The sequence below is a fragment of the Stenotrophomonas sp. WHRI 8082 genome (genome assembly GCF_040223995.2).
GTDB lineage: Bacteria > Pseudomonadota > Gammaproteobacteria > Xanthomonadales > Xanthomonadaceae > Stenotrophomonas.
Genome location: NZ_CP167826.1, coordinates 776,944 through 792,471 on the forward strand (window position 1 = coordinate 776,944; position 15,528 = coordinate 792,471).

Genomic DNA, 15,528 nt, shown 5'->3' on the forward strand with positions numbered 1-15,528 from the left:
GGATAGGCCGGATGGCCTGCCTGCTCAGCCGCCGGCCAGTTCGGCGATCCGGGCCCGATAGGCACGCGGCGAGACACCCGTTTCGGCCTTGAACTTGCGGGTGAAGGCGCTTTGGTCACTGAAGCCACAGGCTTGGCCGATACTGGCGATGCTGTCATTTCCATGCAGCAGGTGCATGGCCATCTGGATCCGCAGCCGGGTCAGCACCTGCTGCGGCGTCATCTGGAAGACCTTGCGGAAGCTGCGCTCCAGCTTGGACAACGAGAACCCGGTGATGTCCAGAAGCGTCTGCATGCGCACGTTTTCAGCGTAGTGCGCGTTGAGATGGGCCAGTGCCAGGCGCAGGTGCTCGTACTGCGCTCCCAGGCTGTGCTTCTGCCCCAGATCGCGGGAAATGCCGATCAGGCCCTGGATGCGCCCGTCCACCACCAGGGGCCGCTTGCAGGTCAGGCACCAACCCGGCTCGCGGTTGGCGAACAGATGCAGTTCCATCAGGTTTTCGATCACCGCCCCGCCCAGCACCCGGGTGTCCTGGTCGGCGTAGTCCGCGCTCAGGCCTGTCGGGTAGATTTCCGCCGCGGTGCGGCCGATGACCTCCTTGCGCGACTTCAATCCCAGCCGCCGCAGCATGGTCTGGTTGATGTGCGTATAACGCCCGTCGCAGTCCTTCATGAAGAAGAGCACATCGGGAATGGCGTCAAAGAGGGCTTCGATTTCGGCGGGTTCAACACGCATGCGCACAGCATAACCGAGCCCCATTTTCCCTGCGCGTTCACCCGCACGGGACCGTGGATTAACACCCGTCGGGCCATGGTCGAAGGGAAAAAGCCCCGCCCACCCTCCAGGAGACCTCCCATGGCCGCCAGCAAGCCATCCGGCAAGCGCGCATCCGCCTCGACCGCCCCATCCGAAGACGCCCCCCGTGAAGAGCGCGGTACCGGTGATGAGCTGCACCAGCTGGCAGGCGGCTCGCATCCAGTGCTGACCAGCAACCAGGGCATTCCCATCGCGGACAACCAGAACTCGCTGCGCCAAGGCCCGCGGGGCCCGACCTTGCTGGAAGATTTCCTGCTGCGCGAGAAGATCACCCACTTCGATCATGAGCGCATCCCGGAGCGCATCGTCCATGCGCGCGGTAGCGCCGCCCACGGGTACTTCGAGCTGACCCGTTCCTTGGACAAGTTCACCCGCGCCAAGATCCTGACCGAAGTCGGCGTGAAGACGCCGGTGTTCACGCGCTTCTCCACGGTGGCCGGCGGCGCCGGGTCGGTCGATACGCCGCGTGACGTGCGCGGATTCGCGGTCAAGTTCTACACCACCGAAGGCAACTGGGACCTGGTGGGCAACAACATCCCGGTATTCTTCATCCAGGATGCGCTGAAGTTCCCCGACCTGATCCACGCGGTGAAGATGGAGCCGGACCGTGCCTTTCCGCAGGCGGCCAGCGCCCACGACACGTTCTGGGACTTCGTTTCGCTGATGCCCGAATCCATGCACATGATCATGTGGGCGATGAGCGACCGCACCATTCCGCGTTCGCTGCGGATGATCGAAGGGTTCGGCATCCACAGCTTCCGCCTGCTCGACGAGGCCGGCAACTCCACGTTCGTGAAGTTCCACTGGCGCCCCAAACTCGGCCTGCAGTCGACGGTATGGGACGAAGCGCTGAAGCTGCAGGGCGCTGACAATGACTTCCAGCGCCGCGATCTGTTCGAAGCGATCCAGCGTGGCGACTTCCCAGAATGGGAACTGGCCGTTCAGCTGTTCACTGAAGAAGAGGCCGATGCGTTCCCGTTCGACCATCTGGATTCCACCAAGATCATTCCCGAGTCGCTGGTGCCGTTGCAGGTGATCGGGCGCATGGTGCTGGATCGCTGGCCGGACAACTTCTTCGCCGAAACCGAGCAGGTGGCTTACTGCCCGGCGAACGTGCCGCCTGGCATCGATTTCAGCAACGACCCGCTGCTGCAGGGCCGTCTGTTCTCGTATCTGGATACCCAGCTGATTCGCCTGGGCGGGCCGAACTTCCACCAGATCCCGGTCAATGCGCCGAAATGCCCCTTCGCCAACCACCAGCGCGATGGCCACATGCAGATGCAGATTCCCAAAGGCCGCGTCGCCTACGATCCGAGCTCGCTGGAAGGCGACAGCCCGCGGCAGACCCCGGCTGGCTTCCGTAGCCATGCAACGCCCGATGACGGGCGCAAGGGCCGGACCCGCGCGGACAGCTTTGCCGACCACTACAGCCAGGCCCGCATGTTCTTCCGCAGTCTGGAAAAACCGGAGCAGGCACATCTCGCCTCCGCGCTGGTCTTCGAGCTGTCCAAGGTGGAGACCGGCTACATCCGCGAGCGCGTCGTCAGCCACGTGCTGAACATCGATGAGTCGCTGGCCAAGCGCGTTGCCGATGGGCTGGGCATGGACGACCTGCCCGACGCCGCCCCCACCGCCATTCCGGCGCAGGACATGCCGAAGGCACCGGAAGTGCGCACCATCGGTCGCGGCAAGGAGAGCCTGCAGGGCCGCTGCATCGGCATCCTGTTCGATCAGGGATCCGATGCGGGCACCATTGCCGCGCTCCGGAAGGCGGCACAGAAGGCCGGCGCCGACGTGAAACTGGTAGCGCCGAAAGTCGGCGGCGGGGTGCTCAGCGATGGCAAGCGCCAAGCGGCCGATGGACAGCTCGCCGGTACGCCATCGGTCGTGTTCGATGCGGTAGCGGTCGTGCTGACGGCCGATGCAGGCCGGGCGTTGTCGAAGGAATCGGCTGCCATCGATTTCGTCAGCAATGCCTGGGGCCACCTGAAAGCAATTGCGAGCGACGAAGGTGGCACCGCGCTGTTGAAGGCGGCCCGCGTGGGCACTGATCCGGGCATCGTCAATGCAGCAGACGCGGAGGCGTTCGTCGCCGCTGCATCCACCCGCCAGTGGGCGCGCGAGCCCAAGCTGCGGCTGCTGGCCTGACCCCCTCAGAGCAGCACGATCCAGGCCCCGCCGTTCATCGGATGACGGCGTGACCCGATTGCGGATTCGAGACCTGCGTTGACTCGACGGCGGTGGCAGCGATGCCACCGCCGTTTCAGCGTCTGGCAGACAAGCGCATCGGTGTACTCAGGGATGCCTCATGGTTTTCACGGCGGCTGCGCATGCATAACGGGCATGGTGGGCGTATTCGATGAAGGAAAACATCCATGATGCCCAAGCGCCTCCGCCTCACCTGCCTGCTCGCCGCCTGCATGGGCCTGACCGCCGCGCCGTTCGCCATGGCCCAGGCGCCCGCCGGAGCCGCCCCCTCCCAAGCGCCGGCCAGCGAACCGGTGAACATCGAGCCACGCTCGCCGCTGCACGCGCAGGTGCTGCTGGACCGCGCCAACTTCTCGCCCGGTCAGATCGATGGCGAGGTCGGATCCAACCAGCGTCGCGCAGCGTCGGGTTTCCAGGCCGCCCATGGGCTGAAGGTCACCGGTGAGCTGGACGATGAAACGTGGACGGCCCTGCAGGCCGACAGCACCAACATGCTCACGCGCTACACGCTGACCGCAGAAGATGTGGCCGGGCCGTTCCAGCCCACCCCGAAGGGCCCTGCCGCACAGGCGGAATTGAAGGCCCTGGGCTTCGGCACGGTGGAAGAGGCACTGGGTGAGCGCTTCCACGCATCGCCGGCGCTGCTGAAAGCGCTCAACCCCGGCATCAACCTCGGCCAGGCGGGCGCCACGATCCAGGTACCGAATATCGGCAGCGGCGCGCTGCCCAAGGCAGCGAAGGTACTGATCGACAAATCGGACTCCACCCTGCAGTTGCTTGACGACCAAGGGAAGGTACTGGCGCAGGTTCCGGTGTCTTCCGGCAGCCAGCACGATCCGCTGCCGATCGGTGAATGGAAGATTCTTGGCGTAGCGCGTGACCCCACCTTCCACTACAACCCGAAGCTGTTCTGGGACGCAAAAAAGGGCGATACCAAGCAGACGCTGCCGCCGGGCCCGAACAATCCGGTGGGCGTGGTCTGGATTGACATCTCCAAGCCGCATTACGGGCTGCACGGTACCCCCGAGCCGGGCCACGTCGGCAAAACGGAATCGCACGGCTGCGTACGCATGACGAACTGGGATGCGATGCGCGTTGCCGATGCCGTGGGACCGTCGTTGACTGTCGTGATGCAGGAGTGACCGCATGCGCGTGATGCCGTTGATTGCAGTGGGGCTGGTGGTAGGCATCGGCGTGGGCTGGTGGCTGTTCGACACGCGGGGCGATGCGGTGGACATCGCGCCCGTGGATCCGGCGACCGTGATCGCCGACCCCGAGACGGCGGCTGCCCGCGTACCGGGCGCGGTCGCGCCCGAGGCGGTCCCCGTGGCAGGCACACCGCCGGTTACTGCCCCGCCCGTGGCGAGCGCGTCTGCCATGCCGCCGCCTGCGTCGGTGGCGTCGGGCAGTGGCCTGCTGCTGCCGGTCCAAGGTATCCAGCCATCGCAGTTGCAGGACACGTTTACCGACGCCCGGAGCGAAGGCCGGGTGCATGATGCGATCGACATCATGGCGGCGGAAGGCACGCCGGTGCTGGCGGTGGCCGATGGCCAGGTCGAAAAGCTGTTCGACAGCGATAAAGGCGGGCTGACGATGTATCAGTTCGACCCCGACGGTGTGCATTGCTATTACTACGCGCATCTGCAGCGGTATGCGGATGGCTTGGCGGAGAAGAAGCAGATCAAGCGGGGCGAGGTGATCGGGTATGTCGGCAGCACCGGCAACGCGAACAAAGACGCGCCCCACCTGCACTTCGAGATCCACCTGTTGGGGCCTGAAAAGCAGTGGTGGAAGGGCGAGTCGATCAATCCGTATCCGCTGCTGACCGCCCGTTAACCCCGAGCCGTGCTCGGCGGACGGGTCCCGCTCAAGGCCCGCTGCGCTCGCCGACCGTGGGTCGGCGCTACCAGGTCGTTATTTGAAGGCGCCGAGCCGTGCTCGGCGGACGGGTCCCGCTCAAGGCCCGCTGCGCTCGCCGACCGTGGGTCGGCGCTACCAGTGTCAGATAGTGATTTCGCCGTTTTCTTCGCCGTCCCACCACGTGAGGCGAGCGGCGCGGACGTGCAGCAACACGATGCCCGGGGTATCGATACCCTGCTCGAACCAGCGCTCAAGGTCGTCCACCCAATGCTCGGCAAAGGTGGCCTTGTCGGTATGCAGATGGCAGTGCCCTTGCAGGGCAATGAAGATCGGCGGCTTGCCCAACAGCGACTTCGCGCCGGTGAACGACAACCCGACCTTCGGGTCGCGCCGGATGTCGGCGACCATGCGCGTGTTTTCATAGGTGAAGAACCAGCTGTCACCGTCGTAGTCCACGTCGCCGTTGTTGCTCATCGGGCGGGCCGCCAGTTCACCGCCGTCGGTGATCGTCTGCAGCATGACGAAATCGATGTCGGCCATCTTCTTGGCCAGGTCCTGCAGCGTCTTCGTGCTCATGGGGCGGTCTCGCATCGGTGGTTGGGCCGAGGGTGGACAGTTCGCTGTAAACCGCCCGTGCACGAACAGCGACGGCGGCGTGCGCAGGATCACCCGATCACCCCGTAAAGCACCCCGATACCGAACAACGACGCCACGACGGCCACCGACGCCAAGACCACAGCAACCATTTCGAAGCACCCTGGGGTACAACCTCTTCGGCGGGGCCCGCGCACTCAACGCCGCCCATGCACGGCGTCGGAGGCCGTCTGGGCCAACTGCCGTCCGGCCTGCAGCAGCGCGCCCTGCAGATGATCGCCAAGCTGCTGCTCCGGCCCGGCGTGCTGCCGGGTCAGATGGGCAGCGTGCAGAATCTGCAGGATGCCGTGCAGCCCCTGCAGGCTGCGACTGGCTAACGCCAGATCACCGCAGCGTCCCAGCCCCAGGCCGTCCTCTTCCCACAGCGTACCGTCCGCACTTTCGCCGTGATGCATCAGGGAGAGATGGGCCACCAGCGCGGGGGTGGGATCGCCCATGCCCTGCGCTTTGAGGGTTGTTTCCAGACGCTCGGCCAAGTGGCGCGGGATATCGAGCACGGCATCGCCGATGAGGGCATGGAGCCGTGCGCCGGGGGGAGAGAATTCACCTATGGAATGCCTGTCCTTCGCTGTGGCCACCCGCAGGATGCGGGGTGGCGGACGGTGCGGGTTGGCATACCGGAGCTTTTCACAATCATCAAAACCGGCGGATCGGGTAGATCCCCACGCACCGTCCGCCGTAAGACGGCAGGACGATGCATTCTCCGCCGTCCCCGAGGGGCAGCAACAGAGTTGATTGAATGAAAAGCTAGCGAGATGCCAATCCCGGCTGGAACTGTTGATTCCAGCCTCTGCATCGTCGATGCGATGGCCCGACGGGGATATGGGCGGATGTGTAAAACGGCAGAGGGCGTGACGACCGCTGGTCGCCACGCCCTCCGTGTGAAGCCCGCCGAGCAGGGCTCGGCGCTACCGCGTCATTGCCTGGGATCAGGCGAACGGGTCCTGCAGCACCATCGTGTGGTCGCGGTCCGGGCCGGTGGACACGATGCTGATCGGGCAACCGGCCAGCTCTTCCAGCGAACGCAGGTAGGCGCGTGCGGCCGGCGGCAGGTCGTCCCAGGTGGTGATGCCGTGGGTGTTCTCGGTCCAGCCCGGGAACTCCAGGTACACCGGCGTGCACTCTTCCCAGCCCTGCCCGTCCAGCGGCGCGTACTCGGTACGCTTGCCACGGTATTCGTAAGCGATGCAGATCTTCAGCTTTTCCATGCCATCCAGCACGTCCAGCTTGGTGATGCACAGGCCGCTGATGCCGTTGATGGCGACCGCGCGCTTCAGCGCCACGATGTCCATCCAGCCGCAACGACGCGGGCGGCCGGTGGACGCACCGTACTCCGCGCCGCGGTCACGGATGCCTTGGCCGATTTCGTCGTCCAGTTCGGTCGGGAACGGGCCACCGCCCACGCGCGTTGCGTAGGCCTTGGCGATGCCCAGCACGTAATCGATGGAATCAGCGCCGACGCCGGCACCGGCCAGTGCACCACCGACGGTGGTGTTGGAGCTGGTGACGTACGGATAGGTGCCGTGGTCGATGTCCAGCAGCGCGCCCTGCGCACCCTCGAACAGCACCCGCTTACCCTGCTTGCGCAGGTCATGCAGGATGCCGGCCACGTCGGACTTCATCGGCTGCACGTATTCGCCGAAGGCCAGCGCTTCATCGAAGGTCTGCTGGAAATCGACGGCATCGGTGCCCAGGTACTTGGTCAGCACGAAGTTGTGGTAATCCAGCGCGGTCCGCAGCAGCTCTTCCAGCTGCGCCGGGTAATGCAGGTCGGCGATGCGGATGCCGCGACGCGCCACCTTGTCTTCGTACGCCGGGCCGATGCCACGGCCGGTGGTGCCGATCGCCTTGCCACCGGCAGCGCGTTCGCGCGCCTGGTCCAGGGCGATGTGGTACGGCATGATCAGCGGTGCCGCCGGGGAGATCTTCAGGCGCGAGCGCACTTCCACGCCGGAGGTTTCCAGCTCGGCGATTTCTTTCTGCAGCGCGGCCGGGGAGATCACCACGCCATTGCCGATCAGGCACAGCGCATCAGGACGCAGGATGCCCGACGGGATCAGGTGCAGGACGGTCTTCTTGCCGTTGATGACCAGCGTGTGGCCGGCATTGTGGCCGCCCTGGAAACGTACTACGGCACCGATTTCCTCGGTGAGCAGATCGACGATCTTGCCCTTGCCTTCATCGCCCCACTGGGCACCAAGCACTACGACAGACTGACCCATGACGGGCTCCTCGAATTGTGTGCGGCCATCGGGGCCGCTGACGGGTAAACCGTGGCAGGACAGGCCAGCGCGGGATGGCGGCTCCAACGGGGAGGCGCCGGCGAAGGAAGGTCCCGGACACAGAAAAAGCCGAACGGGAGGGCCCGTCCGGCTTTTGTGCATTATCCGGGTTTCAGGGGGCAGGTGCCACCCCGGCCGGGGTCCGGGTCAGCCACGGTTGGGGTCGGTCGTACCGGCGGCGGCGTCGCGCACGGGGAATAGATACTCGAAGGGCTGGGCGGGGCGCGGCGTGCAACCGAAGGCGCCGTCGAAGCCCTGCACGAATCGGGCCAACCCCGCGCGGAACGGGCCCGGCGGGTGGTCATCTTCGGCAACTTGCCGCCGCAGTTGGCGCTCGGTGGGATTGGCGGCGTGCAGGCCTGCGGCGGCAAGAAAAAAGCGCTGTAAATCGAACAACTCCCCTGCCGCCTCGGCCTCGGCCTGCCCGGCGCGTCGCGCCGCACTTATACCGCGCAGGTCACACGCGGCTTCTTCCTGCACGCGCGTGGCGTTCAGATGCGTCTGGTCTATCCACATGTCCCCGATACGTTGTCGGATGGCAGTGTCTTCGCGTGCCATCAGCGCTTCCGCCTCGGGGCTCAGGTCGCGCGCTTCGCCCAACAGATGCGCGACCTCATGCCCCAGCATGAAACCCAGCGTGCCCCAGCGCTCCTCCCGTGATGAGCCAAGGCGCTCAAGGCTGTCCAGCAGCGCCGGCGAGAGCATGACCCGTTCGTCGATCACGTTCGTCCCGAGCGAGAGATGATGCGCAGGTCCTGTAATGAGGGAATCGGCGGGGCCTTCAATGATGGCCAGATCGTTGCGCGTCGCGAGCGCGTCCAGCGCCTGCATATTGGCAAGGTGCGAGGCCGAGGCGATGAATCCGTCCCAGGGCACCTGCTGGCCTGCGTCGTCGAATACCAACTGGACGGCTTCGAGCGCGGCGTGCAGCGAGGCGCGGTCCCCATCGGGCAACGCGGACATCGCCAGGTCGTCGATGAACACTTGGCGGATCGCATCGAACATCGCCAACGCCGGCGCGGTCAGCGCCGGTGCCATGCGCTGGCCGTACCACGCACTGAGCAGCAACCTGCCGCCGCGGCTTTCATCCAGTTGTTTCAGCCGCGCTGGCGGTTCGACACTCCCCAGCAGATACCCCTGTGCGCGACGCGCCTGGTGGTACTGCAGGAATGCCCGCCAATCGGCAAGCGGGCGCCGTTGCAGCATCACGTCAAGCTTCCTGCAACTCTCCATGGTGATGTACAGCGACGTCATCGGATCCAGGCCCAGCGTTTGCCAGACGGTCTGCCAGGCAAAACCCGGCAGCGCCGCCTCGGCTTGGGAAAGCGTGTAGGAATTCACCTGCACAGGGGCTTGGGCAAGCGTGCGCTCCATCTCGAGCACCGTGTCTGCGGCCGCAGCCGCGTCGGTGGGCGCCATGCCGGACGTGCGCAGCAGGTCGGCAATGCGATCACGGTACGCCAGCACATCGGGATGCGCAGGGGGCAGGCCGTACACCGCACCATCCGGGCTGCCAAGCGCGAAACCTGCGGCCAGCACGCCGTTGAGAAAGAAGCGCTGCAGGCCGAGCACCGACTCCTGCCCTCGCAGCATGCCCTGGCATATGTGGTGCTCGATGTCGGCTCGGCTGGCGAGCGCGGCAATGGCATCGCGCTGTGGCCGGAAATGCGACCATCCCCGGCCCGCCGGATCGGCGGCGGCGGCCCAGGTCGCGGCAAGTGCGGCCTCGGCGCCCCCCGCTGCAGTGGATGCCTGCTGCGCCAGCGGCAGCAACGACTCGCTGGCGTGATGACGCATTTCCGCGAAGCGGGTCGGGATCTCACGGCCCGGTGGGTGCTGCAGTTTCCAGAAGCCGTTGACGTAGCTGTCGAGCTGGCCGCAGGGGGTGGCAAACCACGCGGCGATGCCTTGCCACAGCAGTGAACTGCCGGCGCCGCCGCTCTCTTCGGCCACCGCGAGCGCTTCGGCATTGGCCAGCATTTCCAGCGGCTGCACCAACGGGTTGAACAGATCCGGGTGGAAGGCCTGCGGAAGTGGTGCGGCAGGTGTCGGTGCAGCGGCAGGCACGCAGCGCACGGAGTGCGGGCGCACGGCGGCCAGCAGGGATGACCCCGCCGGTGGGGGCCTCGGTGGCAGGGCCGTATCGTCTCGCCGCATGCCGGCCCGCGCCCCCAGTGACGCCGCCTGCTGCCCTGCCAGCAACACGACCGTGCCCAGCGTCAGCGCGCTGCGCAGATCCCAGGACCGGTTGCCGACAAAGCCAAGGCCGGGCACTCGTTTCGGCGTGCGGCCTGCACGCCCTGAAACGGGCTGGCGGTGCGCTTCCCTCGCGACCTCGTTGTTCCCCTGACGTGCGCGAACATCCCCCACTGCAATCGGCATCGTTCCACCTCCTGACCAGGAAGCTCCAACCCTAGTGAAGGTGCGTCAGGCGTCATAGGGACGCATGCGTCAATGAGCGGGAACTGGCAGTGGGGTGCGTGTCAGTAGGGTGCGTGTCAGTGCCGCACCCACCACAGCAGGCTCAAGCCCGCCAGCAACACCAGTCCGCCAAAACTGCGCAGCGCCGGACCGGGCAGGTCCAGCAGGCGCTCGGCCATGCGCTTCCACGCCAGCGGCGCGGCGAACAGCAGCAGACCTTCCAGCACTGCCACCAGGCACAGCGCGGCGAACAGGTCTTTCATCCGGTTTGAACTCCACGAAAAGCACGAGGCCCGGACATGCCGGGCCCCGTACGAAGCAACTACAGAACTTACTTGTCGCTCTTCAGGTACTGCAGGAACGGATCATTCTTGTCCAGCACGATCACGCCATTACCATCGGTCAACGAGTTGCGGTATGCCTCAAGGCTGCGCGTGAACGCGTAGAACGAGGGATCGGCCGAACCCGCCTGCCCGTAGATGCGCGTGGCATCGGCATCGCCCTCGCCTCGCATCCGTTGGGCATCACGCTCGGCAACGGCCACCAGCACCGTGGCCTCACGATCGGCCTGGGCACGGATGGTCAGCGCCTGTTCCTCGCCTTCCGCCCGCAGCTTCGCGGCTTCCTGCTTGCGCTGTGCACGCATGCGCTCGTACACATCATTGATCACCTGGCTGTCGGTCGGCAGGTCGATCTGCTTGATGCGCAGGTCGATGATCTGCATGCCCAGGCCCTTCACCGCCTCGTTGATGCCGGTCAGCTGATCGGCGATCAGTTCGCTGCGGTCACCCGATACCAGCTCGGTCAACGAACGCGAGTTGATCTGGTTGCGCAGCGAGTCGGTGATAATCGGTGCCAGGCGGGCATTGGCCACGCGCGGATCGCCACCGGTGGCGCGGAAATAATCGCCCACGTTGGAGATGTACCCGATGGCGAAGAAGTCAACGCTGACATCCTTCTGCTCGGCGGTGAAATACCGCGCCGGTGCCGTGTCGAGCACCTGGAAACGGCGATCGAACACGCGCACGCTCTCCACCAGCGGCACCTTGAAATGCAGGCCCGGCTTGATGTCCGCACGGACCACACGGCCCAGATTCAGCACCATGCCGGTCTGGTCCTCACGGACCACGAACACCGAACCCAGCAGGCCGAACAGGATCACGACCACCAGGCCGATCCACAGTGAACTCCTCATTGGCTGCCCTCCTCACGGCCGTTCGGTCGACCCGTCGGACGGCCCACCGGCCGACCTGGATCACGCGGAGCGGTCGTTGCACTGCCGGTCACGGCAGGCAGCACGACATCCGGATTCGTCAATGGCAGCTGCGCCGCACCGGTCGGGCGCGTTTCACCCGGGAACGGTACGTACAGCACCTGGCGGCTGTCGCCACCGATCACCTTGCGGTTTTCGGCCAGCACCTGCTCCACCGTTTCCAGCCACAGGCGCTTGCGGGTCACGTCCGGCGAGTTCTTGTACTGCTGCTGCAGCAGGGTGAAGCGCTGGGCATCACCCTCTGCACGCGAGACCACCGCCGCCTTGTAGCCTTCGGCCGTGGTGCGGGTACGTGCGGACTGGCCGCGCGCTTCCGGGACCACCTTCGCTGCATAGGCCTGCGCCTCGTTGATCAGACGCTCCTTGACCTGCTGCGCACCATTGACCTCGTCGAAGGCCGGCTTCACTTCTTCCGGCGGACGCGCGTCAGGCAGGGTCAGACCGGTCACCGTCACACCGGTGCGGTACGCGGCCAGCAGGGTCTGCAGGCGCGTTTCGGCCGCCGTCGCCAGCGGGCCACGGTTGTTGAGCACCGAGTTCAGGTCGGCACGGCCGACCTCTTCACGCACCGCACTCTGCGACGACTGCTCCAGTACTTGGTTGGCATCGAATGTGCCGAACAGGAACAGGCGCGGGTCGTCGATGCGGTACTGCACGTTGAGCGAGACGTTGACGATGTTCTCGTCGCGGGTCAGCACCGGCACCGAGATCGAGAACGTCTTGATCTCCGTGGCATTGACCTTGGTCACCGACTCGATCGGCCACGGCAGCTTGAAGTTCGGGCCGGGCTGCAGGATGCGCGAGAACTGGCCGAATCGCAGGACCACGCCCCGCTGTTGTTCGCCTATCAGCTGGAAGCTGGAGAACAGCAACAGCAGGACCGCCGCGATCGCGATCCAGCGGACGATGCCTCCATCGAACATTTCCTTCAACGGCCCCGGGAACCCACCCCAGCCACCACCAAATCCGCCGCCGCGGGGCTTGGAAGGCCCCCGCCGGTTGTCTTCGGGACGTTGTCCGTCCCTGTTGCCGCCGGGTGTATTCCAGGCCATGCACGCTCCATCTGTATTGGGCCGCGCCACGGGCCCTTCCCGTGACACCAGCCTTGTACCGGTTTCCCTGATTCTACAAGATGGGGCGGATCAGGAGGATTGGAAGGGGGTAAGGTGATATTTCCCCGTCAGCGAGCGTTGCAATGTCCCTCCCCGCGTCTTTCACCGCCTTCCGTATCCACCAGGACGACCACGGCCATCGTAGCGGCCTGGAATCGATCGGCCTGGATGACCTGTCCGCCGGGCAGGTGCTGGTGCGGGCGCACTGGTCCTCGGTTAACTACAAGGACGCCCTGGCCGGTACGGGCAAGGGCCGTATCCTGCGGCGCTTCCCGCTGGTGGGAGGAATCGATGTCGCCGGCACGGTAGTGGCCTCCACGGATCCGGCCTGGCGTGAGGGCGATGCCGTACTGGCGACCGGATGTGGGTTGAGTGAGACCCGCGACGGGGGCTACAGCCCGTACGTGCGCCTGGAGTCCAGCGCGGTCATCGCCCAGCCGTCCGGGCTGTCCCCGCGCGAGGCGATGGTCATCGGCACCGCCGGATTCACGGCCGCGCTGGCGCTGCTGCGCATGCAGGACAACCGGCTCACCCCCGCTCATGGTCCCTTGGCGGTGACCGGTGCCAGCGGCGGCGTTGGCTGCCTGGCCGTGGATATCTTCAGCCGCGCGGGGTATGCCGTGCATGCGATCAGTGGCAAGCCCGGCCAAGCCGACTGGCTGCGCTCGCTGGGCGCCACCGAGGTGCTGCCGCGTGAGGCCTTGGCGGATGCCGGGCCGCTGCAGTCGGCGCGTTTCGGCGGCGGCCTGGACAGTGCAGGCGGGACGATGCTGACCAGCCTGCTGGCCCAGACAGTACCCTACGGCAGCGTGGTCAGCGCCGGTCTCGCCGCGGGTCCATCGCTGGAGATGACCGTCATGCCCTTCATCCTGCGGGGGGTGTCACTGCTTGGCGTGTCCTCGGCCAATGCACCCCGCGCGCTCCGCGAACAGGTCTGGGCGCAGCTGGGCACGGCCTGGCGGCCCGCACACCTCGATGCCATCTGCACACGGGAAGTGGTGCTCGCCGACCTGCCCGAGGTCTTCGCTGGAATGCTGGCCGGGGGATCGACGGGGCGCACGGTCGTGCGGATCGACTGAACGTTGCAGGCGGGCGACGGACGGTGCGGCCTTTGCTTCACCCTGCCATGAGCAGCGCACTACACTGCTGGCATCACTTGGGGAACAACATGGCACGCATCCTTATCGTCGACGATTCGCCGTCGCAGCTGTTGGGGATACAGCGCATCGTCGAAAAACTCGGCCACCAGATCTTGACCGCCACCGACGGTGCTGCAGGCGTGGAAGCAGCACGCGCCGCGCTGCCCGATCTGGTCCTGATGGATGTGGTGATGCCCAACCTCAACGGGTTCCAGGCAACGCGCACGCTGGCCCGCGACGCATCCACGCGGCACATCCCGGTGATCCTGGTCACGACCAAGGATCAGGACACCGACCGCATGTGGGGCATGCGCCAAGGCGCGAAGGCGTACATCACCAAGCCGTTCTCGGAAGATGAGCTGTCCGAGGTGCTGGAGCGGGTGTTCGCCGGGCAGCCCTGACGGCTGGTCGAACGGGTGAGACCCCCTCGCGGTGTGCTGAAGAGCCGAATCTCATGCTGGGGCCGGGCGGTGGGGCTGGGCGGGGGACGGCAAGAGCCGCATCCATGCGGGCCTCGTTTCGCGCCATCCATGGCGCTCAACGCCCCCGCCCAGCCCCACCGCCCGGCCCCCTGACAGGTTCCGTGGCCGCCCGCCGCGTATGAAAAGAAAGAAAAGCGGTAGCGCCGACCCATGGTCGGCGAGCGCAGCGGGCCGTTGGCGGGCACATTCCGCCGAGCACGGCTCGGCGCTACAGATAGCGATAATCCGTCGGGTGGAGGGAGCCCCTGAGTCAGGGGCGGCCGCGAAGCGGCGGGGTGTGGGTGATGGTGAGGCGGGGCCCACGGTTTGCGCAGCAAAGCGTGGGAGCGGCAGCGCGAATGCGATGACGTGGCCCCCCACGCACCCTTACACCGATTCGCCGAACGCCTTCGCCAGGTTCTGGTAGGCTTTCTTCTGGGCCTCGTCGGTGGCCGCCGGGGCCACAATCTCCAGTTCCACGATCTGGTCGCCGTCCGGATTACCCGGCAGCCCGCGCCCGCGCAGGCGCAGCTTGCGGCCCGCATCGGAATCGGCCGCGATCTTCAGGTCTACCGCGCCGCCCAGCGTCGGGACGCTGATGCTGGTGCCCAGCGCCGCCTGCCAGGGCGTCACCTGCAGGGTGTACAGGATGTTGCGCCCGTCGACCTCGAACTGCGGGTGCGCGGCGTATTCCACTTCGAGCAGGAGATTTCCGCCGTCGGTGCCCTGCCCGCCCAGCCGGATGACCTGCCCCGGCTTGATGCCCTTGGGCACACGCACGTCCAGCTGCCGCCCGTTGACGGTGATGCGCAGCGTATCGCCGTTGTAGGCCGCCTCCAGCGGAACCGACAGCTTGGCCCGGGTGTCACGCTGCGGTGCCTGGCCGGCACTGCTGAACCCCGGGCCCGGCCCACGGCCACCGGCGCCGCGCTGGCGGGCGAACAGGCTCTCGAAGAAGTCGCTGAAGCCGCCGTTGGCCGCGCCGCCACCGCCGAATACCTCTTCGAAATTGAAGCCTGCGCCACCACCGTAGTTCGGCGGCACATTGAATTCTTCGCCAGGCCGGTAGCCCTGCGCGCGCAACTGATCGTAGGCGGCGCGCTTCTGCGGATCCCGCAGGGCCTCGTACGCCTCGTTGATGCCCTTGAACGTGTCTTCCGCCCCGGCCTCCTTGCTGACGTCCGGGTGGAACTTGCGTGCCAGCCGCCGGTAGGCGGTCTTGATCTCGGCCTCGCCTGCGGTCGGCTCGACACCCAGGGTGGCGTAGTAATCCTTGAATTCCATCGTGCTACCTCGATTGAT

General features: G+C 66.2%; 14 protein-coding genes. 5 read left to right on the plus strand and 9 right to left on the minus strand.

The features are described 5' to 3' along the window. Positions 1-24: 24 nt before the first annotated feature. The gene (locus ABRP17_RS03475; RefSeq protein WP_188324625.1) at positions 25-735 is read right to left on the minus strand and encodes an AraC family transcriptional regulator; all 711 of its coding nucleotides are present in this window, start codon (positions 733-735) and stop codon (positions 25-27) included. Positions 736-855: 120 nt separating this feature from the next. Between ABRP17_RS03475 and ABRP17_RS03480 the strand changes: the two genes are divergently transcribed. From ABRP17_RS03480 to ABRP17_RS03490, 3 genes are all read left to right on the plus strand, one after another. Next, the gene (locus ABRP17_RS03480; protein ID WP_349986400.1) at positions 856-2,964 is read left to right on the plus strand and encodes a catalase; all 2,109 of its coding nucleotides are present in this window, start codon (positions 856-858) and stop codon (positions 2,962-2,964) included. 230 nt (positions 2,965-3,194) lie between these two features. Beyond that, positions 3,195-4,166: a L,D-transpeptidase gene (locus tag ABRP17_RS03485; protein ID WP_349986418.1), complete on the plus strand. Its 972-nt coding sequence runs from the start codon at positions 3,195-3,197 to the stop codon at positions 4,164-4,166. Positions 4,167-4,170: 4 nt separating this feature from the next. Next, a complete protein-coding gene (locus ABRP17_RS03490) occupies positions 4,171-4,860 on the plus strand; it encodes a peptidoglycan DD-metalloendopeptidase family protein (RefSeq protein WP_349986399.1) in 690 nt (229 codons plus the stop codon). Between the two features lie 165 nt (positions 4,861-5,025). On the opposite strand, the gene ABRP17_RS03495 is transcribed toward ABRP17_RS03490, so the two are convergent. The 7 genes from ABRP17_RS03495 to hflK form a co-directional block, all read right to left on the minus strand. After that, positions 5,026-5,460 (minus strand): pyridoxamine 5'-phosphate oxidase family protein, encoded by a 435-nt coding sequence (locus ABRP17_RS03495; protein WP_349986398.1) that lies wholly within the window; start codon positions 5,458-5,460, stop codon positions 5,026-5,028. Between the two features lie 215 nt (positions 5,461-5,675). Continuing rightward, on the minus strand, positions 5,676-6,035 hold the full coding sequence (locus tag ABRP17_RS03500) for a hypothetical protein (protein WP_349986397.1): 360 nt from the start codon (positions 6,033-6,035) through the stop codon (positions 5,676-5,678). Between the two features lie 432 nt (positions 6,036-6,467). Next, positions 6,468-7,760, minus strand: a complete 1,293-nt coding sequence (locus tag ABRP17_RS03505) for an adenylosuccinate synthase (protein WP_188324631.1) — start codon at positions 7,758-7,760, stop codon at positions 6,468-6,470. Positions 7,761-7,967: 207 nt separating this feature from the next. Further along, complete coding sequence (locus tag ABRP17_RS03510; protein WP_349986396.1) at positions 7,968-10,094, minus strand: M13-type metalloendopeptidase; 2,127 nt, start codon at positions 10,092-10,094, stop codon at positions 7,968-7,970. Between the two features lie 224 nt (positions 10,095-10,318). Next, positions 10,319-10,504 (minus strand): DUF2065 family protein, encoded by a 186-nt coding sequence (locus ABRP17_RS03515; RefSeq protein WP_349986395.1) that lies wholly within the window; start codon positions 10,502-10,504, stop codon positions 10,319-10,321. Between the two features lie 68 nt (positions 10,505-10,572). Further along, positions 10,573-11,436, minus strand: a complete 864-nt coding sequence (gene hflC, locus ABRP17_RS03520; RefSeq protein ID WP_188324634.1) for a protease modulator HflC — start codon at positions 11,434-11,436, stop codon at positions 10,573-10,575. After that, positions 11,433-12,566: an FtsH protease activity modulator HflK gene (hflK, locus tag ABRP17_RS03525; protein ID WP_188324635.1), complete on the minus strand. Its 1,134-nt coding sequence runs from the start codon at positions 12,564-12,566 to the stop codon at positions 11,433-11,435. Before hflK ends, hflC begins: the two co-directional genes overlap by 4 nt. Before the next feature lie 143 nt (positions 12,567-12,709). On the opposite strand from hflK, the gene ABRP17_RS03530 reads away from it, so the two are divergent. Continuing rightward, positions 12,710-13,705, plus strand: coding sequence for a YhdH/YhfP family quinone oxidoreductase (locus ABRP17_RS03530; protein WP_349986394.1), 996 nt, complete (start codon positions 12,710-12,712; stop codon positions 13,703-13,705). An 89-nt stretch (positions 13,706-13,794) separates the two neighbouring features. Then, on the plus strand, positions 13,795-14,166 hold the full coding sequence (gene pilH / locus ABRP17_RS03535) for a twitching motility response regulator PilH (RefSeq protein ID WP_349986393.1): 372 nt from the start codon (positions 13,795-13,797) through the stop codon (positions 14,164-14,166). A 447-nt stretch (positions 14,167-14,613) separates the two neighbouring features. Here pilH and ABRP17_RS03540 read toward each other — a convergent pair whose 3' ends face one another. After that, complete coding sequence (locus tag ABRP17_RS03540) at positions 14,614-15,510, minus strand: DnaJ C-terminal domain-containing protein (protein ID WP_192080251.1); 897 nt, start codon at positions 15,508-15,510, stop codon at positions 14,614-14,616. Between the last annotated feature and the right edge of the window lie 18 nt (positions 15,511-15,528).

Coding starts and splice junctions, on each gene's coding strand:
- ABRP17_RS03475 (WP_188324625.1), bottom strand. CDS start 735: ATGCGTGTTGAACCCGCCGAAATCGAAGCCCTCTTTGACGCCATTCCC.
- ABRP17_RS03515 (WP_349986395.1), bottom strand. CDS start 10,504: ATGAAAGACCTGTTCGCCGCGCTGTGCCTGGTGGCAGTGCTGGAAGGT.
- ABRP17_RS03495 (WP_349986398.1), bottom strand. CDS start 5,460: ATGAGCACGAAGACGCTGCAGGACCTGGCCAAGAAGATGGCCGACATC.
- ABRP17_RS03485 (WP_349986418.1), top strand. CDS start 3,195: ATGCCCAAGCGCCTCCGCCTCACCTGCCTGCTCGCCGCCTGCATGGGC.
- hflC (WP_188324634.1), bottom strand. CDS start 11,436: ATGAGGAGTTCACTGTGGATCGGCCTGGTGGTCGTGATCCTGTTCGGC.
- ABRP17_RS03505 (WP_188324631.1), bottom strand. CDS start 7,760: ATGGGTCAGTCTGTCGTAGTGCTTGGTGCCCAGTGGGGCGATGAAGGC.
- ABRP17_RS03480 (WP_349986400.1), top strand. CDS start 856: ATGGCCGCCAGCAAGCCATCCGGCAAGCGCGCATCCGCCTCGACCGCC.
- ABRP17_RS03530 (WP_349986394.1), top strand. CDS start 12,710: ATGTCCCTCCCCGCGTCTTTCACCGCCTTCCGTATCCACCAGGACGAC.
- ABRP17_RS03540 (WP_192080251.1), bottom strand. CDS start 15,510: ATGGAATTCAAGGATTACTACGCCACCCTGGGTGTCGAGCCGACCGCA.
- hflK (WP_188324635.1), bottom strand. CDS start 12,566: ATGGCCTGGAATACACCCGGCGGCAACAGGGACGGACAACGTCCCGAA.
- ABRP17_RS03490 (WP_349986399.1), top strand. CDS start 4,171: ATGCGCGTGATGCCGTTGATTGCAGTGGGGCTGGTGGTAGGCATCGGC.
- pilH (WP_349986393.1), top strand. CDS start 13,795: ATGGCACGCATCCTTATCGTCGACGATTCGCCGTCGCAGCTGTTGGGG.